24 protein-coding genes and 1 riboswitch are annotated in these 26716 nt (G+C 68.9%); of the genes, 8 read left to right on the top strand and 16 right to left on the bottom strand.

The window, feature by feature from the left end; genetic code table 11:
* Genes cobT through AC1RR5_RS25365 form a run of 8 tightly spaced genes read right to left on the bottom strand, consistent with a single transcriptional unit; the run spans nt 1 to nt 8941 of the window.
* A complete protein-coding gene (gene cobT, locus AC1RR5_RS25330; RefSeq protein WP_492926282.1) occupies nt 1-1029 on the bottom strand; it encodes a nicotinate-nucleotide--dimethylbenzimidazole phosphoribosyltransferase in 1029 nt (342 codons plus the stop codon).
* Complete coding sequence (locus tag AC1RR5_RS25335; protein ID WP_492926284.1) at nt 1026-2486, bottom strand: cobyric acid synthase; 1461 nt, start codon at nt 2484-2486, stop codon at nt 1026-1028. Before AC1RR5_RS25335 ends, cobT begins: the two co-directional genes overlap by 4 nt.
* Entirely contained in the window at nt 2474-3400 is a 927-nt protein-coding gene (cbiB, locus tag AC1RR5_RS25340) for an adenosylcobinamide-phosphate synthase CbiB (protein ID WP_492926286.1), read from the bottom strand. The genes AC1RR5_RS25335 and cbiB overlap by 13 nt, the downstream gene beginning before the upstream one ends.
* Nucleotides 3390-4163: an ABC transporter ATP-binding protein gene (locus AC1RR5_RS25345; RefSeq protein ID WP_492926288.1), complete on the bottom strand. Its 774-nt coding sequence runs from the start codon at nt 4161-4163 to the stop codon at nt 3390-3392. Before AC1RR5_RS25345 ends, cbiB begins: the two co-directional genes overlap by 11 nt.
* Nucleotides 4160-5149, bottom strand: a complete 990-nt coding sequence (locus AC1RR5_RS25350; RefSeq protein WP_492926290.1) for a FecCD family ABC transporter permease — start codon at nt 5147-5149, stop codon at nt 4160-4162. The genes AC1RR5_RS25345 and AC1RR5_RS25350 overlap by 4 nt, the downstream gene beginning before the upstream one ends.
* Complete coding sequence (locus tag AC1RR5_RS25355; protein ID WP_492926292.1) at nt 5146-5979, bottom strand: ABC transporter substrate-binding protein; 834 nt, start codon at nt 5977-5979, stop codon at nt 5146-5148. The genes AC1RR5_RS25350 and AC1RR5_RS25355 overlap by 4 nt, the downstream gene beginning before the upstream one ends.
* A complete protein-coding gene (locus AC1RR5_RS25360; protein WP_492926294.1) occupies nt 5976-6980 on the bottom strand; it encodes a threonine-phosphate decarboxylase in 1005 nt (334 codons plus the stop codon). The genes AC1RR5_RS25355 and AC1RR5_RS25360 overlap by 4 nt, the downstream gene beginning before the upstream one ends.
* A gap of 8 nt (nt 6981-6988) precedes the next feature.
* A complete protein-coding gene (locus tag AC1RR5_RS25365) occupies nt 6989-8941 on the bottom strand; it encodes a TonB-dependent receptor plug domain-containing protein (RefSeq protein WP_492926296.1) in 1953 nt (650 codons plus the stop codon).
* Between the two features lie 153 nt (nt 8942-9094).
* Nucleotides 9095-9283, bottom strand: a riboswitch (cobalamin riboswitch).
* Nucleotides 9284-9319: 36 nt separating this feature from the next.
* Here AC1RR5_RS25365 and cobU point away from each other — a divergent pair.
* From cobU to mazG, 5 genes are all read left to right on the top strand, one after another.
* Complete coding sequence (gene cobU / locus AC1RR5_RS25370; RefSeq protein ID WP_492926298.1) at nt 9320-9838, top strand: bifunctional adenosylcobinamide kinase/adenosylcobinamide-phosphate guanylyltransferase; 519 nt, start codon at nt 9320-9322, stop codon at nt 9836-9838.
* A gap of 172 nt (nt 9839-10010) precedes the next feature.
* A complete protein-coding gene (locus AC1RR5_RS25375) occupies nt 10011-10883 on the top strand; it encodes a DUF8189 domain-containing protein (RefSeq protein WP_492926300.1) in 873 nt (290 codons plus the stop codon).
* 367 nt (nt 10884-11250) lie between these two features.
* Nucleotides 11251-11406: a hypothetical protein gene (locus AC1RR5_RS25380; protein ID WP_492926334.1), complete on the top strand. Its 156-nt coding sequence runs from the start codon at nt 11251-11253 to the stop codon at nt 11404-11406.
* A 286-nt stretch (nt 11407-11692) separates the two neighbouring features.
* Complete coding sequence (locus tag AC1RR5_RS25385) at nt 11693-13105, top strand: MFS transporter (RefSeq protein ID WP_492926302.1); 1413 nt, start codon at nt 11693-11695, stop codon at nt 13103-13105.
* The gene (mazG, locus tag AC1RR5_RS25390; RefSeq protein WP_492926304.1) at nt 13062-13895 is read left to right on the top strand and encodes a nucleoside triphosphate pyrophosphohydrolase; all 834 of its coding nucleotides are present in this window, start codon (nt 13062-13064) and stop codon (nt 13893-13895) included. Before AC1RR5_RS25385 ends, mazG begins: the two co-directional genes overlap by 44 nt.
* Here mazG and hflX read toward each other — a convergent pair.
* From hflX to dusB, 8 genes are all read right to left on the bottom strand, one after another.
* A complete protein-coding gene (gene hflX, locus AC1RR5_RS25395) occupies nt 13892-15229 on the bottom strand; it encodes a GTPase HflX (RefSeq protein WP_492926306.1) in 1338 nt (445 codons plus the stop codon). The genes mazG and hflX overlap by 4 nt on opposite strands.
* 12 nt (nt 15230-15241) lie before the next feature.
* On the bottom strand, nt 15242-15490 hold the full coding sequence (gene hfq / locus AC1RR5_RS25400; protein WP_013079113.1) for an RNA chaperone Hfq: 249 nt from the start codon (nt 15488-15490) through the stop codon (nt 15242-15244).
* Between the two features lie 159 nt (nt 15491-15649).
* On the bottom strand, nt 15650-16513 hold the full coding sequence (locus AC1RR5_RS25405; RefSeq protein ID WP_492926308.1) for a D-amino-acid transaminase: 864 nt from the start codon (nt 16511-16513) through the stop codon (nt 15650-15652).
* Nucleotides 16514-17902, bottom strand: coding sequence for a nitrogen assimilation response regulator NtrX (gene ntrX, locus AC1RR5_RS25410; protein ID WP_492926310.1), 1389 nt, complete (start codon nt 17900-17902; stop codon nt 16514-16516).
* Nucleotides 17899-20142: a sensor histidine kinase NtrY-like gene (locus AC1RR5_RS25415; RefSeq protein WP_492926312.1), complete on the bottom strand. Its 2244-nt coding sequence runs from the start codon at nt 20140-20142 to the stop codon at nt 17899-17901. The genes ntrX and AC1RR5_RS25415 overlap by 4 nt, the downstream gene beginning before the upstream one ends.
* Nucleotides 20143-20212: 70 nt before the next feature.
* Nucleotides 20213-21634 carry a sigma 54-interacting transcriptional regulator gene (locus AC1RR5_RS25420; protein ID WP_492926314.1) on the bottom strand — a complete coding sequence of 474 codons (1422 nt, stop codon included), beginning with the start codon at nt 21632-21634 and terminating at the stop codon, nt 20213-20215.
* Between the two features lie 2 nt (nt 21635-21636).
* A complete protein-coding gene (locus tag AC1RR5_RS25425; RefSeq protein ID WP_454716186.1) occupies nt 21637-22752 on the bottom strand; it encodes a two-component system sensor histidine kinase NtrB in 1116 nt (371 codons plus the stop codon).
* Nucleotides 22749-23756, bottom strand: a complete 1008-nt coding sequence (dusB, locus tag AC1RR5_RS25430; protein ID WP_492926316.1) for a tRNA dihydrouridine synthase DusB — start codon at nt 23754-23756, stop codon at nt 22749-22751. The genes AC1RR5_RS25425 and dusB overlap by 4 nt, the downstream gene beginning before the upstream one ends.
* A gap of 99 nt (nt 23757-23855) precedes the next feature.
* Between dusB and AC1RR5_RS25435 the strand changes: the two genes are divergently transcribed.
* Genes AC1RR5_RS25435 through AC1RR5_RS25445 form a run of 3 tightly spaced genes read left to right on the top strand, consistent with a single transcriptional unit; the run spans nt 23856 to nt 26646 of the window.
* Nucleotides 23856-25004 (top strand): bifunctional 2-C-methyl-D-erythritol 4-phosphate cytidylyltransferase/2-C-methyl-D-erythritol 2,4-cyclodiphosphate synthase, encoded by a 1149-nt coding sequence (locus AC1RR5_RS25435; RefSeq protein ID WP_492926318.1) that lies wholly within the window; start codon nt 23856-23858, stop codon nt 25002-25004.
* 35 nt (nt 25005-25039) lie between these two features.
* Nucleotides 25040-25531, top strand: a complete 492-nt coding sequence (locus AC1RR5_RS25440; protein WP_492926320.1) for a CinA family protein — start codon at nt 25040-25042, stop codon at nt 25529-25531.
* Nucleotides 25531-26646, top strand: coding sequence for an FUSC family protein (locus AC1RR5_RS25445; RefSeq protein ID WP_492926322.1), 1116 nt, complete (start codon nt 25531-25533; stop codon nt 26644-26646). Before AC1RR5_RS25440 ends, AC1RR5_RS25445 begins: the two co-directional genes overlap by 1 nt.
* Nucleotides 26647-26716: the final 70 nt, after the last annotated feature.

A 26716-nucleotide genomic window follows, 5' to 3' on the forward strand; every position in this document is an offset into this window, starting at 1 on the left:
TCAGAGCCGCCCGTTCAGCACGTCGTCCAGGCTGGCGACATCGCTGAGCAGCCGCGAGGCCGCCCGCACGATCGGCAGGGCCAGCAGAGCGCCAGTCCCCTCGCCCAGGCGCAGGCCCAGGTCCAGCAGCGGTTCGACGTCCAGCGCCTCCAGCATGCGGCGATGGCCCTGCTCGGCCGAGCGGTGGCAGAAGACGCAGTAGTCCTGGGCCGCCGGAACCAGGTGGATCGCCGCCAGCGCCGCCGCCGAGCCGATGAAGCCGTCGACCAGCACCGGGATCCGCGACGCGGCGGCGCCGAGGATCGCCCCGGCTATCATGGCGATCTCCAGCCCACCGAACTGGGCCAGCACCTCAAGCGGCTCGGTCACGTTCGAACGCGCTGCCGCCCGCTCCAGCACCGCCAGCTTGCGCGCCAGACCCTCGTCGTCGTGACCCGCGCCGCGCCCGACACACTCGGTCAGCGCCGCTGGGGCCAGGCGATGCATGATCAGCGCCGCCGAGGCCGTGTTGCCGATGCCCATCTCGCCCAGCGCCAGCACCTGAAAGCCCTCGACTGCGGCGTCGCGGGCGATCCGCGCGCCACGCTCCAGGGCGGTGACGACCTCATCCTCGGTCAAGGCGGGTTCGACGGCGGCGTTGCGAGTTCCGCGGCGGACCTTCTCCGCCAGCAGGTTCGGATGCGCCGGCAGGTCCGCGTCCACCCCGGCGTCGACCACCCGCAGCTGCGCGCCGATCGCCGTGGCGAAGGCATTGGCGCTGGCCTTGCCAGCCAGGAAGGTCGCGACCATGGCCTGGGTGACAGCTGACGGATAGGCCGACACGCCCTCGGCGGTCAGGCCGTGGTCGCCGGCGAAGACCAGCAGCAACGCCTTGTCGAAGTCCGGCGGCGTCTCCGCGATCAAGCCCAACTGGACGGCCAGCTCCTCGACGCGACCCAGCGCGCCCACCGGCTTGGCCTTGCCGTCGATCGTCGCGCGCAGGGCGGCGGCGCGGGCGTGGTCGACAGCGGTTACAGCGGGAAGCGTCATACTCGGAACTCCAGGCCGGCCAGGGCCGCGAGGGCGGGAATGTCGAAGGCCTGCTCCAGCATGGCCGCGATCTCGTCGAGGGCCTGGTCGACGCGGACGGCCTGGTCCAGCCCGCCGGACACCGCACCCAACTCGGCGAGCAACGCCGCCCGCGCCTCGGCCCGGTCGAACAGGCCGTGGACGTAGCAGCCACGCACCCGGCCATTGGCCGACACGGCGCCGTCGGTCGCGCCGTCCTCAAAGGTCAACATCGGCGAGACCGAGCCGGTCGTGCGCCCGACATGCATCTCGTAGCCTTCGAACCCCGCGCCGTCCGCCAACTGCCCGATGACAGGCCGCAGGGTCTTGTCGCCGCTCATCACGGTCTCGACGTCGAGCAGCCCTAGCCCTTCGGCGCTTTCCGGCGCGCCCTCGATCCCGTCCGGGTCCGAGACCCGCCGGCCCAGCATCTGGTAGCCGCCGCAGACGCCCAACACGCGACCGCCGCGCCGGACGTGAGCGGCCAGGTCGATGTCCCAGCCCTGGGCGCGCAGGAAGGCCAAGTCCGCCAAGGTCGCCTTGGTCCCAGGCAGTATCACCAAGTCCGCGTCACCCGGCAGCGGCGTTCCCGGCGGCACGAAGGCGAACTCGACCTCCGGCTCGGCGCGCAGGGCGTCAAACTCGTCGAAATTGGCGATCCGCGAGAGCATCGGGACGACGATCCGCACCTTGCGGCCGTCGGCGGCGACGGCGCGGTCCAGCACCACGGCGTCCTCGGCTGGCAGGCGTCGCGCGGCCGCCAACCATGGCGCCATGCCCAGATCCGCCCAGCCCGTGCGGCGGACGATCTCGGCCCGGCCGTCCTGGAACAGGCTGGGATCGCCGCGAAACTTGTTGATTAGGAAGCCTCGGATCATCGCCCGGTCGGCGTCGTCCAGCACGACGTGGGCGCCGACCAGGGCGGCGATCACGTGGCCACGATCGATGTCGCCGACCAGCACGACCGGCACGTCGGCGGCGCGGGCAAAGCCCATATTGGCGATGTCGCCGGCCCGCAGGTTGATCTCGGCCGGACTGCCCGCGCCCTCGACGATGACGAGGTCGCTCTGCGCTTCCAGCGTGCGGAAGCTCTCGAGCACGGTGCCCAGCAGAGCCGCCTTGCGCTCCTGGTAGCCACGCGCCTTCCAGGTTCCGGCCATCTGGCCACGCACGACGAGCTGGGCGCCGACGTCGCTCTGAGGCTTCAGCAGCACCGGGTTCATGTCAACGGTCGGGGGCGTGCGGCAGGCGATGGCCTGCAGCGCCTGGGCGCGGCCGATCTCGCCGCCGTCGGCGGTGACGGCGGCGTTGTTGGACATGTTCTGCGGCTTGAACGGCCGGACGGTCAGGCCTCGGTTCGTGAACAGCCGGCACAGACCCGCGACCAGCACAGACTTGCCGACGTCGGACCCGCATCCCTGGATCATCAGCGCGGCCATGCGAATCCTCCTGCCGCCAGCATCAACCAGACGATCGCGCCGGCGACCAGATAGACCTTGAGCGCGCGGGCCAGATCGGCGGCCTCGGGCGCCCTGCCCTCGCCCAGCACCGGACGCTGCGAAAGCGCCCGGTCATACCAGGCCGGACCGCCCAGCCGCACACCCAGGGCGCCGGCCATGGCCGCCTCGGGCCAGCCAGCGTTGGGCGAGGCGTGCTTGTCGGCGTCGCTCAGCATCACCCGCCAGCCGCCGCGCCCGGCCAAAGCGACGAGCACGCCAGCCAGGCGCGCGGGGATCAGGTTCAGCAGATCGTCGCAGCGAGCCGACGCCCAGCCGAACGCCCGCCAGCGCGGCTCGCGATGGCCGATCATGCTGTCGGCGGTGTTGACGGCCTTGTAGACGAACAGCCCCGGCAGGCCGGCGACCACGAACCAGAACAGCGGCGCGACCACGCCGTCGCAGAAGCTCTCGGCCAGGCTCTCGATCGCGGCGGCGACGATGTCGCCTTCGCGCAGGCGCGCCACGTCGCGGCCGACGATCATGCCGACGGCGGCGCGGGCGGCGTCCAGGTCACCGGCGGCCAGCGGCTTGGCCACCGCCTGGACGTGGTCCCACAGGCTGCGCTGCGCCAGGCCCAGCCAGCCAACCGCGATGACGGCCCACGGGCCGCCGAACCGGGTGATCAGCCAACCCGCGCCGCCACTGACCGCGACGATGGCCAGCAGGGTCACGACGCCCAGCACCCGCCGCAGCGACTCGCCGAATGACACTTGGTTCAGCATCCGCTCCAGGTGTCCGATCAGCGCGCCGATCCAGACCACGGGATGCGGGAAGCGCCGATGCAGGGCGTCGGGATAGCCGATGACGGCCTCCACCGCGGCCGCCGCCAGGACGAGCCAGGGGCTAGCCGACACGGCCCAGGACTTCGATCAACGGGCCAGCCTCGCCGACATGGCGGCGGACGACGACGCCATAGACGTCCGACAGCAGTTGCGGCGTCAGGGCGACATCGGGCGCGGCGTCGGCGACCAGCTTGCCCTCGTCCAGCACCAGCACCCGGTCGGCGAAGCGCGCGGCCAGGTTCAGGTCGTGCAGGGTGACGACCACGCCCTTGCCCTGGTCATTGGCCAGGCGGCGGAACAGGGACAGGGCGTCCAGGGCGTGGCCGGGGTCCAGGCCCGTCAGCGGCTCGTCGGCCAGCAGCCAGTCGGTTTCGCCGGCCAGGGCGCGGGCGATCAGGGCGCGGGCCCGCTCGCCGCCCGACATCCGGGTGACGGCGCGGTCGGCGAAGACCTCCAGGTGGGCGGCGGCGATGGCGGCGTCGACCGCCGCGCGGTCCTCGCCGCTGGGGCCGAAGGCGCCCAGGTGCGGCGTGCGGCCCAGCCCGACGAAGGCGCGGACGTCGACGTCCCAGGCGATCTCGGGCGTCTGGGCCAGGAAGGCGATGCGGCGGGCGCGCTGACGACCGGGCATGGCGTTGATGGACGCGCCGTCCAGCAGGGCCGCGCCGGCGTCGGGCTTCAACAGGCCCGCCAGGCAGGCCAGTAAGGTCGACTTGCCCGCGCCGTTGGGGCCGACGATGGCGATCAGGCCGCCCGTGGCGAAGTCGGCGGTGATCCCGGTCAGGACCGGGCTCTCGCCGAAGCTGACGGTGATGTCTTGTGCCTGCAGGCTCATGCCAGCCTCCGTCGCATCGAGATCAGCATGGCCAGGAAGAACGGCCCGCCCAGCACGGCCATGGCGACGCTGAGCTTCACCTCGCTGGCCGCCGGGGTCATGCGCACCAGGATGTCGGCGCCCAGGGTCAGGACCGCGCCGCCCAGGAACGACGGGAACAGCACCGCGCTCGGCTTGGAGCCCAGCAGCGGCCGCAGCAGGTGCGGGGTGATCAGGCCCACGAAGCTGATGACGCCGGTCACCGCGACGCTGGCGCCGACCGCCAGGGCCACGCCGACGGCCATCAGGAGGCGCGTACGCGACAGGTCGACGCCCAGCGACTTGGCGCCCTGCTCGCCCAGGGTCAGGGCGTCCAGCGAGCGGCCCAGGGTCAGAAGCAGGATCCCGCCTAGTACGACGCCCGGCGTGGCCAGCTTGACCTCCTCGACGCTACGGTCGGCCAGCGAGCCCATCGTCCAATTGATGATCTCGTTCACCGCCCAGGGATTGGGCGCGAGGTTCAACGCGAGAGCGATCGCGGCCCCGCAGACGGTCTGGATGACGAAGCCGGCCAGCAGGAAGGTGACGATGCTGGACGAGATCCCCGCAAGGCTCAGCAGCACGGCGACGCCGATCCCGGCGCCGACCATGGCGGCCAGCGGCAGGATCCAGGTCGCCTCGCCGGCCGCGCCCAGATAGAGGGTCAGCACCGCGCCCAGCGCCGCCGCCGTCGACACGCCCAGGGCGGCCGGATCTGCCAGCGGATTGCGGGTGTAGCCCTGCAGCGCCGCGCCGGAGAGGCCCAGGGCCCCGCCGACGATGATCGCCAGGATGGTGCGCGGCAGACGCAGGCCGAAGACGATGGCCCAGCGCGGGTCCTCGCCATGCGAGATCCAGGCGCTCCAGGGCGTCCAGACGCGTCCGGCGCACAGGCTGGCGACGAACAGCACGACCAGCAGCGCCGCCAGGACGCCGCAGATCAACCAGGGACTTCTGGGCTTGGTCATGCGCCCTCCTTCAGCGCCTGGGCGCGGGCTTTGGCCATGGCGGCGGCGGTCTCGATCAGCACCGGACCGCCGCAGTAGAGAAGCTTCTCGGGGACCCGCACCTGCCGCATGCGGTGGGCGACGCCCTTCAGGGCCGGATGGGTCATGATCCGGTCGGCCCAGCTGCGCGCGCCGGGCGCGGGCTCACCGACCAGCAGCACCTGCGGCGGATCAGCCAGCAGGCGCTCCAGCGGGACATTGCCCCAGGTCTTGAGACCAAAGCGCCGGGCGACATTGTCGAAGCCGGCATGCTCCATCATCTCGTCGACCAGGGTGCCGGGACCGGCCGCGAAGCCGTTGGGCTGGTAGATCAAGGCGCTGAGCCGCCGCGCGCCGGGCGCGGGCGTGGCGGCCTTGATCGAGGCCTGAATGCGAGCGACCAGCGCCTCGCCCCGGTCGGCGTGGCCGATTAGAAGGGCCAGCTTGCGCACCTGGCCCAGGCTCTCGTCGATCGACTTGGGCACCTTGAAGCGCTGCACGGGCACGTCGAGACGCTTGAGCGCATTGCGGGTCGCCAGGGCCGAGTGCTGGCTGGCCAGGACCAGGTCGGGTCGCAGCGAGATGACTTCCTCGGCGCTCTCCCAGGTGAACGGCAGGGTCTTGGCCTCAGCCGCGACGGTGGAACTGTGGTCCTCGCGGGCATAGTGACTGAGCGCCGCGATCTGGCTGCGGTCGGCCAAATGGACCAGCATGGTGTCCAGGCAACTGTTCAGAGAGACGATGCGCCTGGGCGGCGGCGTCGCGCCCGCCGTCATCGCCAGGGCGCCGACCACGACCTCCCGCCGGTTCATGCGCGCACCGCCTTAAGCGCTTGCTGGAAACGTTTGAATTCATTGTCGGATGGCAGTCCGATCCGAAGTCGGTCCGGCTGGTTGACGAACGGCCGGACCAGCACGCCGTGTTCGCACAGTCGTGTGAAGGTCGCATGCGCGTCGGGGACCTCGGCCCAGCGGAACAGGTCGCAGCCGCCAACCGTCGTCAGGCCGACCTCGGCCAGGGACGCGTCGACCTTGGCGGCCTGCGTGGCTAGCCAGGTCCGCGTCGCCGTCTGCCAAGGCGCGTCGGCATAGGCGCCCTGCCCCAGGATCAACGCATCGGCGCTCACCGGCCAGTCGCCGAGCAGCGCGCGAAATTCTCGTGAGAAGATCTTGTTTCCAATCAGGAAACCCAGTCGCACGCCCGGCAGGCCATAGAACTTGCCGAACGAGCGCAGGGTGATCAGCCGGTCGATCTCCAGATCGGCGACGCTGAGCTCCGGCGCGACCTCGACGAAGGACTCGTCGACGATGGTCCAGCGCCCTGCGTCGGACCGCTCCGCCGCCAGCACGGCCAAGGCCTCGCGGTTGATGCGGCGGCCGTCGGGATTGTTCAGATTGACCAGCACCAGCACGTCGGTCGCTTGAGCGCGCGGGTCGTCCAGCGACGCAAGCAGGTTCGCGCCCGCCCAGGCCTCGGCATGGCCGCCATAGATCGGGGCCAGCAGCGCAACCGCGCCGCCGCCGATCAGGCCCGGCAGCAGGCGCAGCGCCGCCTCGGCGCCGGAGACAGCCGCCACCCGTCCGGGATCGACCACGCCGAAGGCGCGAGCCGCGACCGCCTCCAGCTCGGCCAGCGCCTGCGGATCCGGCAGCCGTCGCAAGTCGTCGAGCGAGGCGCGAGGCCCCGACCATGGCTGCGGATTGATGCCGGTCGACAGGTCCAGCCAGGGCTGGGGCGCACGCGGGTGGGCGGCCGTCGCCTCGCGGAGACGGCCGCCATGCCGGAAGGCGCCGAGGGCTGAGATCGACGCCACAGGCAGCCCTAGAACCGCGCCCGCAGGCCGACGAACGCCCCGCGACCGGGCGTGCCGTAGTTCAGGATGGTCTGGTAGTCCTTGTCGAAGGCGTTCTCGACCCGACCGAAGACCTCGTAGGTCTCATTGATCGTGTAGGCCGCTCGCAGGTCGACCAGCGTGTAGCCCTTCACCACCTGGGTGTTGAGGTCGTTGTTGAAGGTCTTGCCCACATAACGCGCCGCCACCGTGGTGGTCAGGCCCACCGGCCAGCGATAGCCGACCGACAGGTTGGCCATGTTCTTCGGCCGGCGGGTCAGCTGCTTGCCCTTGCTGGCGCCGGAGTCGGACTCGGCGTCGGTATAAGTGTAGTTGCCGGTGATGGTCAGGCCCGCGACCGGCTTGACCTCGCCGATCAGCTCGACGCCTTGCGCCTTGGTCTTCTGGACGTTTTCGTAATAGCCGAAGCGGAACACGCCACCCGGATTGCAGACGGCCGCGGTCGAGCCCGAGGCGCACGAGAAGAAGCGGATCTCGTTGTCGGCCTCACGTTGGAACCACGTCGCCGAGGCGCGCGCCTTGCCGCCGAAGAAACGCTGCTCGAGGCCCGCTTCCCAGCTGTCGAACTCTTCCGGCGACAGGTTCAGATTGCCGTACTCGCTGTAGAGCTCGTACAGGCCCGGGGCGCGGAAGCCCTGGCCGAAGCTGGCGCGGACGATGGTGTTGCCCTCGTTCAGCGCCCAGGCGGCCGCGACCTGGCCCAGGGTGTGCGACCCGTAGGTGTCATGGTCCTCGTAGCGGACGCCGGCGGTCAGGGTCAGGCCCTGGACCACCTCGGCCTGCACCTGGCCATAGACGCTGTCGACGCCGACGCGGCCGGTCTTGAACGCCGGGTTGGGCGTCGTGACCTGCGGCGAGCGCGTACGCATGCGCGACCGCTCGCTCTCGGCGCCGAAGGTGGCGGTGACCGCATCCGAAACGGCGAACACGCCCTGGTACTCGAAGCGCTTGTTCTTGCCGGCGGCGTCGAACGTCAGCGGCACGGCCGGGCGAGCCGGGTTGATGTTCTCGCGGTCGGTGTCGGTGTAGGCGTAGCCCAGGCGGTTGTTCCAGCGACCGTCCAGCAGGGCGAAGTTCAAGCCCGTATAGACGACCAGCTCCTCGGTGCGGCCGTATTCGGCGCTGTCGCCGTTGAAGGTGTCGAAGTCGTTCTTGCCCTTCGAATAGACCGAGCGGACCTCGGCCGAGACGGCGTCGCTGAACTGGTAGCGCAGGCGGCCCGACAGGCCCTTGTTCACGTAGCCGTCGGTTTCCTTGCCGGCCTTCCAGGACGAGAAGCCGTCGGTCGAGTAGTAGCCGCCGGCCAGACGCCAAACGACCTTGTCGCTGGCGCCGCCGATGCCGGCCCGCAGATAGCCGGTCTGGCGCGCGCCGCCTTCGACGTCGACCGAGGTCTGGAACGGCGTGGTCGGGTCGGCGGTGACGATGTTGACCACGCCGCCGATGGCCTGGCTGCCCCACAGGGTGGACTGGGCGCCGCGCAGCACTTCGACGCGCGAGATGTCGCCGACCAGCAGGTTGCCGCTGTTGAAGCCGCCCTGGGTCGAGGACGGGTCGTTGAGCTTGACGCCGTCGATCAGCACGACGGTGTGCTGGGTCTCGGCGCCGCGAATGTTGAGGCTGGTGGTCGCGCCCGGCCCGCCGTTGCGGGTGAAGCTGACGCCCGGCTGCTGGGCCAGGAGTTCGGTGACCGAGATCGCCTGGCTGGCCTCGATGGCGGGCTGGGTCAGGACGGTGACCGACACGCCGACCTTCTGGATCGGGGTCGCGGTGCGGGTGGCGGTGACGACCAGTTCGGCGACGCCATTGGCGCCGGCCTTGCCGGCCACGTCGGCTTCCGGCGCCTTCTGATCTTCGGCCATGGCGGAGCCGGCGATGAGAATGGTGGCGAGAGCGCTGGAGCTAAGAAGAGCTCGGATCATTTTCTTGTTTTCCCCTACTGAAACGACCCGCGCGCTGACCCGCGACGCACTCGCAAGCTTGGAAAAAGCCACGCGTACGCCTCGGACCGGCACGCGGTCCTGTGACTGTCGTTTCTCGGGAGATCCCGTTCGTTCGGCGCACCCCGGCCGAGCGATGAACGACTGCGCCGGGCAGGTCTCCTGGCTCACGGGTCATCGCTCTTGACGTCGCCTTCCCAGGCCGTGAGGGCCCAGTGGCATGTGACGCTAGAACTCGCCGCTTACAGTTGCGGGGGCAGCCGAGGTGTTGAACCTCGTTCCCTTTTAATCCTCTTTCGAGGAGCCTGACGCGCGGCCAGCCCTATATGCTGCGCCGCACACGGTCAATGTGGAGCTCTTATGACGTCGATCCTGGTGTTGGGCGGGGCCCGTTCCGGCAAAAGCGCCTTCGCCCAGAAAGCCGCTGAAAGCGCCGCTGGGGCTGAGCGCCCGGTGCTGATCGCCACCGGCCAGGCCTTCGACGATGAGATGGCGCAGCGCATCGCCCGTCACCAGGCCGAGCGGGGCGAATCGTGGACCACGGTCGAGGCGCCGCTGGCGCTGGCCGAGGCGATCACCGCCCTCCCCGCCGACGCCGTGGCCGTCGTCGACTGCCTGACGCTGTGGCTGTCGAACCTGATGCTGGCGGAACACGACGTCGAAGCGGCCGCGGGCCTGCTGGTCGAGGCGGTCGCCGCCTGCCCGGCCCGGCTCTGGCTGGTCAGCAACGAGGTGGGCCTCGGCCTGGTGCCCGAAACCCCGCTTGGCCGTCGCTTCCGGGATGAGGCCGGCCGCCTGCACCAGCGCCTGGCCCAGGCGGTCGACGAGGTTTACCTCATCGCCGCCGGCCTACCGCTGAGGTTGAAACCACAGGGCTAGGCGCCTGTTTCAGAAAAGAAAACGTCCAGGATGTAGCTAGAAATAACTACACGCGTGAGTTGCTCAGCGCCCTGAATTCGGGCCTTGTCTGGGTTGTTCAGAGTTCCAGTGCGCCGCGTAGAAGCCGCCCCGCCGCCGCACGCGCCCGGGCGATGTTCCTGGAGACATCCCAATGACCGACACCCTCTACGTACTCCACCAGGGCTATGGAGGCGACGGCGCGCTCTGGTGCGCCACCTGGGACGGAACGACCTGGTCGGCCGACACGCCACTGAACGCCGGCATCACCGGCGGCCCCGCCGTCGTGGCCTATAACGGCGTGATCCACGTCTTCCGCCAGGGCACCGGCGACAATACGGGCGTCCTGCTGCACACGACCTGCGAGGACGGCGTCTGGTCGGCTGACGAGTCGCTGGGCGCGGGCCTGTCCTGGAACCCCGCCGCTGTCGTCTATGACGACAAGATCTGGGTCTTCCACCAGGACGGCGCCGACTCCGGCGCGATGTACTACATGACCTATGACGGCACGACCTGGTCGGCGGACACCCAGATCCCGCTGGGCATGTCGTTCAGCCCCAGCGCCGCCGTCTATGATGGCAAGATCTGGCTATTTCACGTCGGCTATAACGGGCGCTGGATCAACCACTCCGACTACAAGCTGTGGTACACGACCTACGACGGCACGAGTTGGAGCGCGGATGATCAGCTCACCCCATCCGGTATCTCCGGAAGTCCCGGCGCCACGGTTCACAGCGATCGCCTCTACGTCTTCTATCAACAGTACAGTTTTGGCGCGAACGGCAAGATGAGCGCCATGCGCTATGACGGTACGGAATGGGACACCTTCTTCACCTTGCCGTGCGGGATGTCCGAAAGCCCCGCCCCGGTCAGCTTCGACGGCTATGTCCGCGCCTTCCACCAGGGCTACAAGGACGACGGCACGCTCTGGTACGTCCACTGGGACGGCAGCGCCTGGGACCCCGACATTCAGGTTCCGCCGATGATATCGGATACGCCCGGCGTGGCGGTTTTGCCGGGTAGTTGAGGCGTGAAGTCGACCGCAAACGCCCGGTAAGGGATGGAAATAGAGACCCCTCTCTCATGGAGAGAGGGAGGGGCCCGCGCCAAAGGCATGGGAAGGTGAATGGGTGGGCAAAGCCCCGCCCGGGGTTCGCACATCTCACTGTCTTTTCGGGATTATTCGGTGAGCGGCGTAACCACTCACCCTCCCATGCTCCGCATGCCCCCCTCCTCTAAGAGAGAGGATGATGTGAGGCACGAGCGTTCACCGCTCTCCATGCCCGCCTCAAAATCCTGCCGTACAGTCTACCCACCTCGTCGCGAGGAAAGGGCGCATGGCCAGCGACCGTTGCGGCGGCGGGGTGTGATCGAGCGGTGAAGGTCCGAGGGGGATACTCGGACGGTCCGGGGATGAGCTTGCTGGGCTCACCCGCCCGCCGTCGGCGTGGTTGGAGGCAAAAGGGTATGTCCTGGCCTGGAGTGGCCCGCCCTCTTCGACCGTCGGAACTTGCTGGAAACGGCGAGGTCCGGGTCCCGGTAAGGCCTGAACAGGGCCACCCGACGGGAGGCTGGCGGATAACGATCGCGCGGAGCGTCTGGCTTCGTCGAAACGGTACCAAACTACTCACCCCTCCGGGCGTGGCCCGGCGCTCCGCGTCCCTTTCCATGCCTTCAGCGGCCTGCCGCGTGAAGCAGGGGAGCCGTGCGCTTACACCAGGAGATGCCGCACGAAGAGGCTGGCGCTCGGCGAGCAATGCTCGCACACTCATTCAAACGGCCGTTCAGCGGCTTCAGTGTCCGAGCGCGACCAACAGCGCGGGGGAGTAGCAGCAGATGACGGACCGACCCGCTTCTCAAAGAATATCGTCCTGGTCCCTGGCGGCCTGGGCCTCCCCCAACATCCCGATCGCGGCCCTGGGCCTGCCGCTGGTGGTCTATCTGCCCGAGTTCTATGTGACGACGGTGGGGCTGTCGTTGGCGGCGGTCGGCGCGGCCTTCTTGCTGGTGCGCGTGATCGACATCGCCGTCGATCCCTTCCTGGGCGGCGTCATGGACCGGACCCGCACCAAGCTGGGCCGATTTAGACCGTGGCTACTGGCGGGCATGCCCATCGTGGCGATCGGCGCCTTGATGCTGTTCATGGGCCAGCCGGGGGCGAGCCTCTACTACCTGTGGGGCGCCTTGCTGGTCACCTATGCCGGCTATTCGATGGTCGTCCTGTCCCACACCGCCTGGGGCGGCGTGCTGTCGAGCGACTACCAGCAGCGTTCACGCGTCTATGGCTGGTGGCAGGCGGGCAATGTCGTCGGCATGATCCTCGTTCTGTGCCTGCCGCCACTGCTGGTGGGCGTGTTCAAGACCGAGCACGCCGAGGGCGTGCGGGCCATGGGCTGGTTCATCATCGCCCTGCTGCCGGTCACCATCCTGGCGGCTACGCGCATTGTCGGCGAGCCGCCCGCGCCGGTAATTCGCCACGAGGCCGGCATCAAGCAATATCTGGCGCTGCTGGGCCGCCCGTCGGTGCGCTTGCTGCTGTTCGCCGACCTGCTGATGGGCCTGGCGCCGGGCATCGCCGGGGCGCTGTTCCTGTTCTTCTTCGAGCGCATCAAGCAGTTCGACAAGACCCAGTCGGGCTTGCTGCTGCTGGTCTATTTCGTGGCCGCCTTGGTCAGCGCCCCGATCTGGCCGCTGGTGGCCAAGAAGATCGGCAAGCACAAGGCCCTCGCCGTCGCCGCGGTGATCTACGCCTTCGTCCAGGTCGCCGCCGTGTTCACGCCGGCCGGCAATTCCGGGATCGGCATGATCATTCTGATCCTGGCCGGCATCCCCTACACCGCAGCCCCCGTGCTGGTGCGGGCCATGATGGCCGACATCGGCGACGAGGAGCGGCTGACCAGCGGCGTCGACCGCACCGGCCTGCTCTACGCCATCCTCACCGGCACGGTGAAGCTGGGCTACGCCCTGGCCATCGGGGCGTTCCCGGTGCTGCAGTGGATGGGCTACGACCCCAAGATCCCGACCGCTTCGGGCGACAACGCCTTGATCGTCATGTACGCCGTTGTGCCAGCGGCGATGGGACTGGTGGTCGCGGCGGTGATGTTGCGCTATCCGCTGAATGCGACCCGTGTCGCCGAGATTCAGCGCCAGCTCACGGCGCGGGACGCGGCGCAGGGGGACGCCCCCGCAGCGGAGCCGGAACCCAATGACCTCCCCCAGCAAGTCCCCGCCCCTGGCCCCGCCGAGTGACGATCTCCATCCGATCTCTCGCCTCGTGGAGATCATGGCCAAGCTGCGCGATCCCACTGGCGGCTGTCCCTGGGACCTGGAGCAGACCTTCGCGACGATCGCGCCCTACACGGTCGAGGAGGCCTACGAGGTCGCCGACGCCATCGAGCGCAACGATCTTCCGGAGCTGAAGGAAGAGCTGGGCGACCTGCTGCTGCAGGTGGTCTTCCACTCGCGGATGGCCGAGGAACAGGGGGCGTTCGACCTCAAGGACGTCGCCGCGGCCATCAATGACAAGATGATCCGCCGCCATCCGCACGTGTTTGGCGACCACGCCTATGACGACCTCTCGGCCCAGGTCGCCGGATGGGAACAACTGAAGGCCGAAGAGCGCAAGGCCAAGGCCAAGACCGGCGTGCTGGACGACGTACCGGCCGGGCTCCCTGCCCTGACCCGCGCCGTGAAGCTGACCAAGCGCGCCGCCCGCGTCGGCTTCGACTGGCCGACGGCCGCCGAGGTGCTCGACAAGCTGCGCGAGGAGACCGAGGAGATCGCGGTCGAGATCGAGGCTGGCGATATGGCCAAGGCCCGCGAGGAGCTGGGCGACATCCTGTTCGTCTGCGCCAACCTGGCCCGCAAGCTGGACGTCGACCCGGAAGACGCCCTGCGCGCCACCAACGCCAAGTTCACCCGCCGCTTCGCCTTCGTGGAAGCGGGCCTGGCCGAGCGTGGCAAGACGCCCGACCAGTCCGATCTCGCGGAAATGGACGCGCTGTGGAACGACGCCAAGGCGGCGGAGAAGAAGGCCTAGTCGACCGCCGCGACTTGAGCGTCAGGGAACTGACGCTCGAACCGGCCCAGGGCCTGGCTGTCGAGACGGGCGATGATCGTCACCTCGCCGTCCGGACCGTCATAGCGGCTCAGCACCCGACCGTTGCGATAGACCCAGGCAAGGGCCTGGCCATCCTCGGCCTTAAGCTGCACCTGGACCGGCGGCGAGTCGTCGATCAGGCCGCTGATCCGACGCAGCAGGGCCTCGCAGCCCTCCCCCGTCACGGCCGAGACCGCAGAGGCTTCCTTGCGGCGAGCCTGGCCCTCGATGACCTCGCGGTCGTCCTCGGAGAGCAGGTCGATCTTGTTCCAGACCTCGACGACGGTCTTGCCCTCGTCGAAGGTGACGCCCAGTTCGGACAGCACCGTCTCGACGTCGCGGGCCTGAGCCTCGCTGTCGGGATTGGCGACGTCGCGGACGTGCAGCACCACGTCGGCCTCCTGCACCTCCTCGAGAGTGGCGCGGAAGGCCTCGACCAGTTCGTGCGGCAGGTCGGATATGAAGCCGACGGTGTCGGACATGATCGCCGGCCGACCGTCGGGCAGCTTCACGGTGCGCAGGGTCGGATCCAACGTCGCGAACAGCATGTCCTTGGCCAGCACCTCGGCTTCGGTCAGGCGGTTGAACAACGTGGACTTGCCGGCATTGGTGTAGCCGACCAGGGCGACCGTCGGGTACGGCGCCTTCTTGCGAGCGCTGCGGTGCAGGGTCCGCGTGCGACGCACTTCCTCCAGCTCTTTCTTGAGCTTGAGAATGTTGTCGCGGATCAGGCGGCGATCGAGTTCGATCTGGGTTTCCCCAGGACCGCCGGTGTTGCCGGTGCCGCCGCGCTGGCGCTCAAGGTGAGTCCAGGTGCGGACGAGGCGCGAGCGCTCGTAGTCGAGCCTGGCCAGCTCGACCTGCAGCTTGCCTTCCCGGGTCCGGGCCCGGCGGGCGAAGATCTCGAGGATCAGCCCGGTGCGGTCCACGACCTTCACCTTCAGCGCCTTCTCGAGGTTGCGCTGCTGGATGGGCGTGAGTTGGTCGTCGAAGACGGCGACGTCGATATGCTCGACCTCGCAGATCGCCGCGAACTCCTCGACCTTGCCCTTGCCGAACAAGGTCGCAGGCGTCACCGCGCGCAACGGCGCGATCATCGTCTCGACGACTTCGAGATCGAGCGCGATCGCGAGGCCGACGGCTTCCTCGAGCCGGGCATTGGGATCCCGGGCCTCGAGGGCCGCCTGGCCGCGCAACTGCCGCGCCGGATGGATGACAAGCGCCTTCAGGATCGGCGCGGCGTGGTCAATCGACCTGGATGTAGACTTGGACAAGCGTCTCTAAATTCAGTCGTCGGAGTCGGCGCTGGGCTCATAGAGCTGGACAGGCTGAGCCGGCATGATGGTGGAAATGGCGTGCTTGTAGACCAGTTGCGACTGGCCATCACGACGCAGGAGGACGCAGAAGTTATCGAACCAGCTGACCACGCCCTGCAGCTTCACGCCATTGACCAGGAAGATGGTGAGCGGCGTCTTCGACTTGCGCACGCTGTTCAGGAAGGTGTCCTGAAGATTCTGTTTCTTTTCGGCGGACATTTTCGGGGGTTCCCCTCTCATTGTTCTCGGAGGGCAAAACGCCCCCCACACAAACAAGTCCATGCTAGATGATTTTTCGCCGAAAGCGACAAGCCCTCAGTGAAAATTTCCGCAAGATCGCGCTGCGGTAAGCCGTCCTCGTCGAATATTGGTCCGATCTCAGACGGCTTTTTGACGCGCCCGCTCAATATAGAGACGCCGTAGCCGCGTCGCCACCTCGCCGGGCTTCCCATCAGACAGTTTCACGCCGTCGACTTGTACGATCGGCGTCAGAAGCGACCCCGCCCCGGTGATGAAGGCCTCCTTGGCGGCCTGGGCCTCGGCGATCGTGAACGGCTTCTCGCTCATCGGAATGCCGCTCTCGCGGATCACCTCCAGCAGGGTCGAGCGGGTGACGCCGCGCAGGATGTTGGCGTTGGTGTCGCGGGTGCGCAGCACGCCCTCGCCGTCCACGATCCAGGCGTTGGACGAAGCGCCTTCGGTGACCAGGCCCAGGTCGTCGACGAACCACGCCTCGATGGCGCCGCGCTCGCGGGCCGCCTGCTTGGCCAGCGCGTTGGGCAGCAGGCCGATCGACTTGATGTCGCAACGACCCCAGCGGTTCTCCGGTACGGAGACGATCGAAGCGCCGGCGGCGGCCTTCTTGTCGGCGGCGACACGGTCGACCGACTTGGCGGTGATCACGACCGCCGGCGGCACGGCCGGATTCGGGAAGGCATGATCGCGCTTGGCGACGCCGCGGGTGACCTGCAGGTAGCAGAGGCCTTCCTTGACCTTGTTGCGCCGCACGGCTTCACGCAGCACCAGCAGCAGCGAGGCCTCGCTCATCGGATGGGCGATGCGCAGCTCGTCCAGGCTGCGCCACAGGCGGGCGAAGTGCCCCTCGGCGTCGGCCAGCTTGCCGTCGAACACGGCCCAGACCTCGTAGACGCCGTCGGCCAGCTGATAGCCGCGATCCTCGATATGGACGGCGGCCTCGCCGTGACGCACGAAGCGGCCGTTCACATAGGCGAAACGCGACATCTACTCTTCCTCTTCCGCCCGGGCGCCGGCCACGCCCAGGGACTTGAGCTTCCTGTGCAGCGCCGAGCGCTCCATGCCGATGAAGTTGGCGGTCCGCGAGATGTTGCCGCCGAAGCGCAGGATCTGGGCGTTGAGGTACTCGCGCTCGAACAGCTCGCGCGCCTCGCGCAGCGGCAGGGCAATGATCCGCTCGGCCCCGATCGCGCCAGCATTGCCGGCGCTGGGCTGGTCGGCGCCGGCCAGCATTTCGGCGGTGATCACGTCGCCCGGCTCGCCCGAGGCCAGGATCAACATGCGCTCGACGTTGTTGCGCAGCTGGCGGACATTGCCCGGCCAGGTCTGCACCTGCAGCGTGGCCAGGGCGTCCTCGCCCAGCTTGCGGCGCTGCAGGCCGGTGGCCTCGCTGATCCGCTCGACGAAGAAGTTGATCAGCTCGGGAATGTCCTCGCGCCGCTCGGCCAGGCCCGGCACGCGCACCGGCACCACGTTCAGGCGGTGGAACAGATCCTCACGGAAGCGGCCGCCGGCGATCTCCTCGCGAAGGTCACGCGAGCTGGACGAAATCACCCGCACATCGACCTGCACGTCGTTGTCGCCGCCCACGCGGCGGAAGCGCTGCTCGACCAGGACCCGCAGGATGCGGCCCTGCGTCTCGCGCGGCATGTCGGCCACTTCGTCCAGATAGAGGGTGCCGTTGTGGGCCCGCTCGAACACGCCGATCTTGCGCGGACGACCGCCCTCGCCTTCCTCGCCGAACAGCTCGACGTCCAGGCGCTCGGGGGCCATGCCGGCGGCGCTGACCGCGACGAACTCCTGCTTGGTGCGGGTGCTGGCGCCATGGATCAGACGCGCCACCAGCTCCTTACCGGCGCCGGGCGGGCCCGAGACCAGCACGCGGCTGTTGGCCGGCGCGACCTTCAGGATCAACTGGCGTAGGGCCTGGGCTGGGGCCGATTTGCCGATCAGGCCGTCCGGCGCCAGGGTCTGGGTGCGCAGGCGGCGGTTCTCGCGGCGCAGCCCCGCCGCCTCCAGCGCCCGCTCGACGACCAGCAGCAAGCGGTCGGACTTGAAGGGCTTTTCCAGGAACTCGTAGGCGCCGCGCTTGATGGCGCTAACGGCCGTCTCGATATTGCCGTGGCCCGAGATCATGATCACCGGCAGGTCGGGATCCAGCTGCTTGACCATGTCCAGCAGCTCGAGGCCGTCCATGCCGCCGCCCTGCATCCAGATATCCAGGACCAGCAGGGCCGGCTTGCGCGCTCGGATGGCGGCAAGCGCCTGATCGGAATCGGCGGCCGTGCGGACCGCATAGCCTTCATCCTCAAGGATGCCGGCCACCAGTTCGCGGATGTCGGCCTCGTCATCCACAACAAGAACATCGGCGCTCATATCATCTCCTCAACGCCACTTTGCGCAGTGGCGTGCAGTCGTACGGTCGTCGGGAATTTCAGGATCACACGGGCGCCGGGCGGCGTCCGCGCGTCGGTCAGGGCCAGGCTGCCGCCATGGTCCTCCATGATCCGCTTGACGATGGCCAGGCCAAGGCCCGTGCCCTTCTCGCGGGTGGTCACATACGGTTCGGTCAGGCGATCGCGGTCCTTGGCGGGCAAGCCGACGCCGTTGTCCTCGATCGTCACGCACAGGTCGTCGGCGTCCGAGGTCAGGATCGCGGTGATCCGGCCCGGCAGCGCGGGTTCGGACGCCCGTCGCGCGCCGACGGCTTCGCCGGCGTTCTTCAGAATGTTGGTCAGGGTCTGGCCGATCATCCGCTGGTCGCAGGTGATCCACACATCGCCCTCGCCCGGCTCCTCCAGCTTCACCTCGATCTCGGCGTCCTGGAAGCGCTGGGCGAAGACCGCCTGACGCAGCATCTCGGTCAGGTTCGCCGGCTCGAAACGCGGAGCCGGCATGCGGGCGAAGGCGGAGAACTCGTCGACCATCCGGCCGATATCGCCGACCTGGCGGATGATCGTCTCGGTGCAGCGGTCGAAGGTCTCCAGGTCGCTGGCGATCTCCTTGCGGTACTTGCGGCGCAGGCGCTCGGCCGACAGCTGGATCGGGGTCAGCGGGTTCTTGATCTCGTGAGCGATGCGGCGCGCGACGTCCTTCCAGGCGGCGTTGCGCTGGGCGGCCATCAGGCGGGTGATGTCGTCGAAGGTCAGGACAAGGCCCTCGGCCACATGACCGGCGGCGCGCACCCGCAGACGGCGGGTCTCGCCCTCACGCATGATGTCGACCTCGACGTCGGTGTCGGGGCGGCTTTCCTGCAGCGCCTCCATCACCGTCTCGAACTCGGGCGCCAACTCGACGAGGTCGACGCCCAGGGCGTTGTCGGACAGCCCCAGCAGCGTCACCGCCCGGCGGTTCATGGCCGAGACCTTGCCGTTCTCGTCCAGGCTGACGACGCCAGCGCTGACGCCCGTCAGCACGGTCTCGATGAACTGCCGCCGGCTCTCGGCGTCCAGGCTGGCGGCCTTCAGCGCGGCCTGCTGCAGCTGCAGCTCGCTGGTCATCATGTTGAAGGCGTTGGACAGCGCCCGGATCTCCTCCGGACCCGTGTCGGACTCCACGCGGGCGTCCAGGTCGCCGCCGGACACGCGCCCGGCCGCCTCGACAAGGCCCGCGACGGGACCAGCGATCGAGTTGGCCGCGGCGATGCCGACCCAGATGGCCGCTACCAGCACCAGCAGCGCCGTCTCGAGATAGCTGAGACCGAAGATCGCCTGGATCCGGCCACGACTACGCTCGGCGTCGCGGTACGAGACCAGGGCGTCCTGGGTCTCGATCAGGTGGTTCAGGATACCTTTCTCGATCGGCCTGACGATGTAGAGATAGGCGTCGGGATAGGCGTTCAGCTTATAGAGCGCCCGGAAGAGGTCGGCCGACACGAACCTCTGGGCGCTGACCTCGCCGCTGTCGGTGGCGGCGAAGCTGGATGGCGGCGGCGCCAGGAACGGCGGCGTTTCACCAAACTCGGCGCGCGCCAGGATCCGCCCGTCACGATCCAGCACGTAGGCGGCCGCGAAGCCGGCGTCCTTGGTCTGCTCGGACAAGAAGTGGCCGAACGCCACCGGAGACTGACCCAGGGTCGGCGCGGCCTGGTTCAGGATGCCGGCCATCGGCCCGATGTGTTCGGAAATGTACTTGGTCTGCTGCTCGACGTACGAGTTGGCGACCTTGGCCGAGTTGCCGACCACCGTCTGGACCCGCTGGCTGAACCAGCCATCCACGCCGCGATTGACCAGCACGCCGAAGAACAGCGCCACGATCACCGCCGGGGCCACGGCCGCCAGCGAGAAGAGGCCTACGAAGCGCAGGTGCAGGCGGGCGCCGGCGTCGCTGGCCCGGGCGTCGATCAGGTCGTAGAGGCGCAGGCCCACCACGGTGGCCACGCCCAGGATCAGCACCAGGTTGAAGCTCAGCACCACCAGGATGACGGTGCTGGCCGTACTGATCGAATCGGTGCGCGGCGGCGACGAGGCCAGCGCGACGCCGGCCACGGTCAGGATCACCGCCAGGGCGTAACCGCCCCCGATCAGGTAGCGCGACCGCAGAAGCTCCCGCCACCAGGCCCGGCTGAACCGGGTCGGCGGGTCTTCCGATCCCGTCGCGTAAGCCACTGAAGACATCGCCGGGGAGTTTAGGAGCGTGTGTCCTAAATTCAACAGCTATGTGCTGATAAAGCTTCAGCGGCGAGGGTCAGCGTCGACCTCTGGTCATTTCCACGCCCAGGTCTTGGATCTTCTTGCGCAAGGTGTTGCGGTTCAGGCCCAAGATCTCGGCGGCCCGCACCTGGTTGCCGCGCGTCGCCGACAGGGTCAGCTGGATCAGCGGACGCTCGACCTCCTGCAGGACGCGGTCGTACAGGCCGGCCGGCGGCACGCCGTCGGGCTGGTCGGCGAAGTGCGAGGCCAGGTGACGCTCGACCAGGGTCGCCAGGGTCACCGGACCTTCTTCCGAGCGCATCGCCGGCGTATGGTCCTGCAGTTCGCGATCGACGATGCGGGCGGTGATCAGCTCCTCGGCATAGAGGGCGCACATCCGGCGCATCAGGTTCTCGAGCTCGCGGACATTGCCGGGCCACGGATGGGTCTTCAGGCGATCAAGAGCGCTCTGGTCGATGGTCTTGGCCGGCAGGCCTTCACGGGCGGCGCGCAGCAGGAAGGTGCGGGCCAGATCCGGAATGTCCTCGGCGCGATCACGTAGCGGCGGCAAGCGCACGGGCGCGACGTTGAGGCGGAAGAACAGGTCTTCGCGGAACAGCCCCTGCTGGATCAGGCCGCGCAGGTCGCGGTTGGTGGCGGCGATGATCCGCACGTTCGGACGACGGCCGGTCTTGGGGTTGATCACCGGCTCGGTGCCGTCGATCACGCGCAGCAGGCGGGTCTGGGCGTCCAGCGGCATGTCGCCGATCTCGTCCAGGAACAGGGTGCCGCCGTCGGCCTCAACCAGACGGCCATTGTCGCCGTCGCCGCGCCCGAACAGCTCGACCTCGACCCGCTCGCGCGGCACGGCGGCCAGGTTCAGCACCACGAACTTGCCGTCGCGACGACGACCCAGCTCGTGCAGGGCGCGGGCGACCAGCTCCTTGCCGGTGCCGCTCTCGCCCAAGATCAGGACGGTGAGATCAGCGCCGACCAGGCGGGCGATGGTGCGATAGACCTCCTGCATCGGCGCCGAGCGGCCGATCAGCGGCAGACGCTCGTCACGCATGGCCCGGGCCTGGGCCTTGGAGGCCTCGGCGTCGGCCGGACGCGACAAAGCTCTACGAGCAGCTGCGGTGACGTCATCGAGGTCGAAGGGCTTGGAGACATATTCGAACGCGCCGGCGTCGGCGGCATTGACCGCCGTCAGCAGGGTGTTCTGCGCGCTCATCACGATGATCGGCAGCTTGGGCCGCTCCTTGCGGATGCGCGGCAACACGTCGAACACGTTCTCGTCGGGCATCATCACGTCGGTGACGACCAGGTCGCCCTCGCCGTCCGTGACCCACTTCAGCAGCGTGGTGGCGTTGCCCGTGGCGCGGACCTGATAGCCCAGGCGGGTGAAGGCCTGGCTGAGCACCAGACGCACCGAGCTGTCGTCGTCGGCGATCAGGATCTTCTTGCTCGCGGCGTTCATGCTCAGGCGTCTCCGGAAAGGGTATCGGGGGCAACCGGCAGCAGCACGCGGAACACGGTGCGGCCGGGCTCGGATTCGAAGTCGATCAGGCCGCCGTGGGCGGTGACGAGCTTGGTGACCAGGGCCAGGCCCAGGCCCGTGCCGTTGGCCTTGGTGGTCACGAAGGGCTGGAACAGGTGGTCGCGCAGGCTGGCCGGCACGCCGGGACCGTTGTCGATCACCTTGACCTCGATCGGTGCGCCGCTGGCCGACTTGCCGTCGGCCCCGCGCACTCGGACGCCCGGGCGCCAGGCGGTGTGGATCGAAATCTGGCCGCGATCGTCGCCGCGCATGTGAGCGGCCTCGGCGGCGTTCTTGGTCAGGTTCAGGAAGATCTGGATCAGGTGATCCTCGTCGCCCCAGACCGGCGGCAGCGAAGGATCGTAGCTTTCCTTCATCTGCAGGCCGTCGGCGACGCCGTTGGCGGTCAGGGCCCGCACGCGGTCCAGCACCTGGTGGATATTGACCGGCTCGCGCGGGGTCGGGACCTCGTCGGAGAACGCCTCCATGCGGTCGACCAGGCGGCGGATGCGGTCGGTCTCGTCGACGATCAGTTGGGCCAGCGGCTGGTCCACGGCGCTGGCGCCGGTCTTCAGCAGCTGGGCTGCGCCGCGGATGCCGGCCAGCGGGTTCTTGATCTCGTGGGCCAGCATCTTGCCCAGGCCCACGACCGAGCGCAGGCCTGCGGCGTCGGCCGCCTTGTCGACGCCCAGCACGCCCTTGACGTGCAGGGTCAGCAGCACCGAACCGTCGCCCAGAGGCGCTGCGGCGCCGTCGGCCTCGAACGGCGGCTGGCCGAACAGATTGACCTCGACGCCGTGCTCGCGCACCAGCGCCCCTTCGAAGATCGCCCGGTCCAGCAGCGAGACCAGCACCGAGCCCGGCGGCAAGGCGGCGCGGAAACGACCGCGCGCCAGCAGCGACAGGCCGTGGCCGAACAGGGCCTCAGCGGCTTCGTTGACCGCCACCAGCCCGCCCTCGCGATCGACCACCAGGGCCGGCTCGGGGCTGAGGTCGAATGCGGCGGCCTTCAAGGCTTCGGGCGTAACCCCTCCCAGGACGCGGGCGCGGTCGGTCATGCGGCTAATCTCCCGCCCGCCAGCCATAGGTCGCGCAAGGCGACCTCCACGGCGGCGGGATCTTCAAGTCGGCACAGGGTTGCGCGAGCGGCCCGTCGCGCTTCAGCCGTTTCGGGCCAGGGCGCGGCTTCGATGTACGAGGCCAGGTGCTTGCGGAACATCTTCAGGCCCAGCGGCTCGCCATAGAATTCGAGGCTGCGGCGGAAATGGGTGAGCGCGATGGCCAAGCGCTCTTCGGCCCCTGGCTCGACAAATCCAAGGCCTTCGAGGGCGGCCTCGATGGCGCCGGCGATCCAAGGACGGCCATAGACCCCCCGGCCGATCATCACGCCGTCGGCGCCGGACTGCTCCAGGGCCATGCGAGCGCTGTCGCCGTCGATGATGTCGCCATTGACCAGCACAGGGATCGAGACGGCCTTCTTCACCGCCGCCACGGCGGTCCAGTCGGCGACGCCCTTGTAGAACTGGCTGCGCGTGCGGCCGTGCACCGTGATCGCCTTGGCGCCGACCGCTTCGGCGCGGCGGGCGATGTCGGGGGCGTTGCGCAGATTGTCGTCCCAGCCCAGCCGCATCTTGACGGTGACAGGAATATCGACGGCTTCAACGGCCGCGCTGACCAGGGCTTCGGCCAGGTCAGGCTCGCGCATGATCGCAGAGCCCGACTGCTGGCCGGCGGACACTTCCTTGGCGGGGCAACCGAAGTTCAGATCGACGATCTGGGCGCCGGCGTCGGCGGCCATGCGCGCGCCCTTGGCCATCAGGCCCGGATCGCGCCCGACCAGCTGGACCACCATCAGCGGCAGGCCCTCGCCCACCGCTGCGCGGCGCACGACATCGGGTCGCCCTCGCGCGAACTCGGCGCAAGCCACCATTTCCGTCGCCACATAAGGCGCGCCGAGCGCCGTGGCCGTTTCTCTGAAGGGCAGGTCTGAGACCCCGGTCATGGGTGCGATCCACACCCGACCGGGGACCTCGATCCCGCCGACCTCGAGCTTGTTGCTCATTTTGTGATCATCCCCGTAGCCATCTTTTTAGGCACATTGTGCGGCGCAGTAAAGCCCGGATCGACTGGACAAGCCCGGCGGTCGGACTAAACAGCCGCCATGACCTTTTCCGCCGTGATCGTCGCCGCCGGCTCGGGAACCCGCGCCGGACCCGGCCAGGCCAAGCAGTGGCGGCTTATAGCTGGAAAGCCGGTATTGCGCTGGTCGGTCGAAGCCTTCCTGGCGGCCGGCGCGTCCGAGGTCGTGATCGTAACGACCGAAGACGGCGAAAAGGCGCTGGCTGAAGTGCTCAGCGGCCTGTCCGGATGGAGCCCTGCACGCGGCGGCGCGACTCGGGCTGAGTCGGTGCAGTCGGGCCTGGCCGCCCTCGCCCATCGCCCCGCCGACGAGCCCGTCCTGATCCACGACGCCGCTCGCCCTTTCCTAACCGGCGCGACCATCGACGGCGTGCTGAAGGCGCTCGAGACCGCCGACGCCGTCCTGCCTGCCCTGCCGGTCGCCGATACGCTCAAGCGCGCGGAACCAGGCCAGAACCCGACGACGACCTCTCGCGAGCACCTCTGGCGCGCCCAGACGCCCCAGGCCGCGCGTCGCGACACTCTGCTGGCCGCCTACGCCGCCTGGACCGAGGGCGAACCCACCGACGACGCCCAGGTGGTGGAAGCCGCCGGTGGCCGCGTGGCCATCGCGCCGGGCGATCCGCTCCTGCTGAAACTCACCTATCCCGAGGACTTCGCCATGGCCGAACGGCTCGCCGGCGCCGCGCGCATCACCCGAGTCGGCCAGGGCTTCGACGCCCACCGCTGGGGTCCGGGCGAAGAGGTCTGGCTGTGCGGCGTGGCCATCAAGCATGACGAGACCCTGATCGGCCATTCGGACGCCGACGCCGGCCTGCACGCCCTGACCGACGCCATCCTGGGCGCGATCGGCGAAGGCGACATCGGCGACCACTTTCCGCCGACCGACGACAAATGGAAGGGCGCGTCCTCGGACCTCTTCCTGAAGCACGCCGCCGAGCTGGTGACCGCCAAGGGCGGTAGCATCGTCAATGTCGACGTGACGCTGATCTGCGAGCGGCCCAAGATCAAACCGCACCGCCTGGCCATGCGCGAGAAGCTGGCCGAGATCCTGGCGCTGCCGCTGGACCGGGTCAGCGTCAAGGCGACCACGACCGAGAAGATGGGCTTCACCGGTCGCGGCGAAGGTCTGGCCGCATCAGCCGTCGTGGCGGTCGAGACGCCGGCCTGAACGGGCTAAGGTAGGGTTCGAATCCGGAGAGCCGCATGTTCCCGCTGGAAATCCAGACCCTGGCCCGACTGCTGATCGACGAGGCGCGCGGCAAGTCTCTGCGCCTGGTCGCCGCCGAGAGCTGCACTGGCGGGCTGGTGGCCGGGGCCATCTGCTCGATCTCCGGGGCGTCCGACGTCTTCGAGCGCGGCTTCGTTACCTACACCAACCGCGCCAAGTCCGAGATGCTGGGCGTGCCCGGTGACCTGATCGCCGACCACGGCGCGGTGTCCGAGCCGGTCGCGCGGATGATGGCCGAAGGCGCGCTGGAAGCCAGCAACGGCCACGTCGCCGTCTCGATCACCGGCATTGCCGGCCCTGGCGGCGGCACGCCGATGAAGCCGGTCGGCACCGTCCACTTCGCCGTCGCCCGCGCCAACCGTTCAGTCGTCCACCGGCACGAGCACTTCGCCGGCGAGACCCGCGAGGCGGTGCAGCTGGCGGCGGTGCGCACCGCGCTGGAAATGCTCCGCGAGGCGGTGGCCTAGTGCCTGAGACCGCGCCCAGCGACTGGAGACGTTTCGCCGGCGTCGGTCTCTCGCAGAAGGCGCTGAAGGCCGCGGCCGCCCGCAAGACCGAGATCCGCCACGCCATCCGCGTCTCGGCCGCCGTCGGCGCGGCCTTCGCCCTGGCGACCCTGTTGCGCTTGCCGCAAGGCTATTGGGCCGTGTTCACGGCCGTGATCGTGGTGCAGTCCAGCCTAGGCGCGACCATCACCGCCTCGCTCGAGCGCTTCATGGGGACGGTGGTCGGCGCCCTGGCCGGCGCTGGCGCGGCCTATTGCCATGCCCGCTGGCCAGAGTTTGGCGGGATCATCCTGTGCGTGACCGTGGCTTTGCTGGCGTTCCTGGCTTCGATGCGGCCGGCGCTCAAGGTCGCGCCGGTCACCGCCGTGATCATGCTGATCGGCACGACCACGCACATGGAGCCGCTGCTCGCCGCCGGCTGGCGGGTGGCCGAGATCACGGTTGGCAGCGTCGTCGGCATCGCCGCCACCCTGCTGATCTTCCCGGCCCGCGCCCACGCCTCGGTGGTCACCAGCGTTCAGAAAATCGCCGGCCTGCAGGCCCACATCCTGGACAGCCACGTCCTGACGCTGCGCGGAACCCCCGGCCCCACCGACTATCTGAAGGCCCAGGACGATCTGCGCGCGGCGCTCGCCAAGTTGCAGACCGGCATGACCGAGGCGGACCGCGAAAACGTCAGCAAGCTCAGCGAGCGCTCGGTGTCGGAGGCCATCCCCCGCACGCTCTGGCGCCTGCGCAACGACACGGTGATGGTCGGCCGCACCCTGCACGAGCCCCTGCCCGCCGAAGGGCTGGCCCCGGCCGCCGCCGACATGCTGGAGGCCAGCGCCAAGTTCCTGCGCGCCACGGCCGACCTGCTGGCCGGCGGCCCGCGTCCAGATCGCGTGGCCTTCGCCGAAGTCCACCAGACCTTCCAGACCTGCGTCGAAGGACTGCGCAAGCAGGGCCTGACCCGCGAGCTGGAGTTCGACGACGCCGCGCGGGTGTTTGGCCTGGTCTTCGCGATCGAGAACCTGTTCGGCAACCTCGGCGACTTCGAGGAGCGGATCGAGGAAGCGGCCGGGAAGAAGGCCTAGGCCTTATCGACATTCAGCGCATCCAGATCATGGCGGCGGCGAGGTGAATGAAGCCGAGGAAGTGAACGGT

This window comes from Caulobacter sp. GW821-FHT11E11, from assembly GCF_058808315.1.

Coding starts and splice junctions, on each gene's coding strand:
- cobT (WP_492926282.1), bottom strand. CDS start 1,029: ATGACGCTTCCCGCTGTAACCGCTGTCGACCACGCCCGCGCCGCCGCC.
- AC1RR5_RS25335 (WP_492926284.1), bottom strand. CDS start 2,486: ATGGCCGCGCTGATGATCCAGGGATGCGGGTCCGACGTCGGCAAGTCT.
- AC1RR5_RS25345 (WP_492926288.1), bottom strand. CDS start 4,163: ATGAGCCTGCAGGCACAAGACATCACCGTCAGCTTCGGCGAGAGCCCG.
- AC1RR5_RS25350 (WP_492926290.1), bottom strand. CDS start 5,149: ATGACCAAGCCCAGAAGTCCCTGGTTGATCTGCGGCGTCCTGGCGGCG.
- AC1RR5_RS25355 (WP_492926292.1), bottom strand. CDS start 5,979: ATGAACCGGCGGGAGGTCGTGGTCGGCGCCCTGGCGATGACGGCGGGC.
- AC1RR5_RS25365 (WP_492926296.1), bottom strand. CDS start 8,941: ATGATCCGAGCTCTTCTTAGCTCCAGCGCTCTCGCCACCATTCTCATC.
- cobU (WP_492926298.1), top strand. CDS start 9,320: ATGACGTCGATCCTGGTGTTGGGCGGGGCCCGTTCCGGCAAAAGCGCC.
- AC1RR5_RS25375 (WP_492926300.1), top strand. CDS start 10,011: ATGACCGACACCCTCTACGTACTCCACCAGGGCTATGGAGGCGACGGC.
- AC1RR5_RS25385 (WP_492926302.1), top strand. CDS start 11,693: ATGACGGACCGACCCGCTTCTCAAAGAATATCGTCCTGGTCCCTGGCG.
- mazG (WP_492926304.1), top strand. CDS start 13,062: ATGACCTCCCCCAGCAAGTCCCCGCCCCTGGCCCCGCCGAGTGACGAT.
- hfq (WP_013079113.1), bottom strand. CDS start 15,490: ATGTCCGCCGAAAAGAAACAGAATCTTCAGGACACCTTCCTGAACAGC.
- AC1RR5_RS25405 (WP_492926308.1), bottom strand. CDS start 16,513: ATGTCGCGTTTCGCCTATGTGAACGGCCGCTTCGTGCGTCACGGCGAG.
- ntrX (WP_492926310.1), bottom strand. CDS start 17,902: ATGAGCGCCGATGTTCTTGTTGTGGATGACGAGGCCGACATCCGCGAA.
- AC1RR5_RS25415 (WP_492926312.1), bottom strand. CDS start 20,142: ATGTCTTCAGTGGCTTACGCGACGGGATCGGAAGACCCGCCGACCCGG.
- AC1RR5_RS25420 (WP_492926314.1), bottom strand. CDS start 21,634: ATGAACGCCGCGAGCAAGAAGATCCTGATCGCCGACGACGACAGCTCG.
- AC1RR5_RS25425 (WP_454716186.1), bottom strand. CDS start 22,752: ATGACCGACCGCGCCCGCGTCCTGGGAGGGGTTACGCCCGAAGCCTTG.
- dusB (WP_492926316.1), bottom strand. CDS start 23,756: ATGAGCAACAAGCTCGAGGTCGGCGGGATCGAGGTCCCCGGTCGGGTG.
- AC1RR5_RS25435 (WP_492926318.1), top strand. CDS start 23,856: ATGACCTTTTCCGCCGTGATCGTCGCCGCCGGCTCGGGAACCCGCGCC.
- AC1RR5_RS25440 (WP_492926320.1), top strand. CDS start 25,040: ATGTTCCCGCTGGAAATCCAGACCCTGGCCCGACTGCTGATCGACGAG.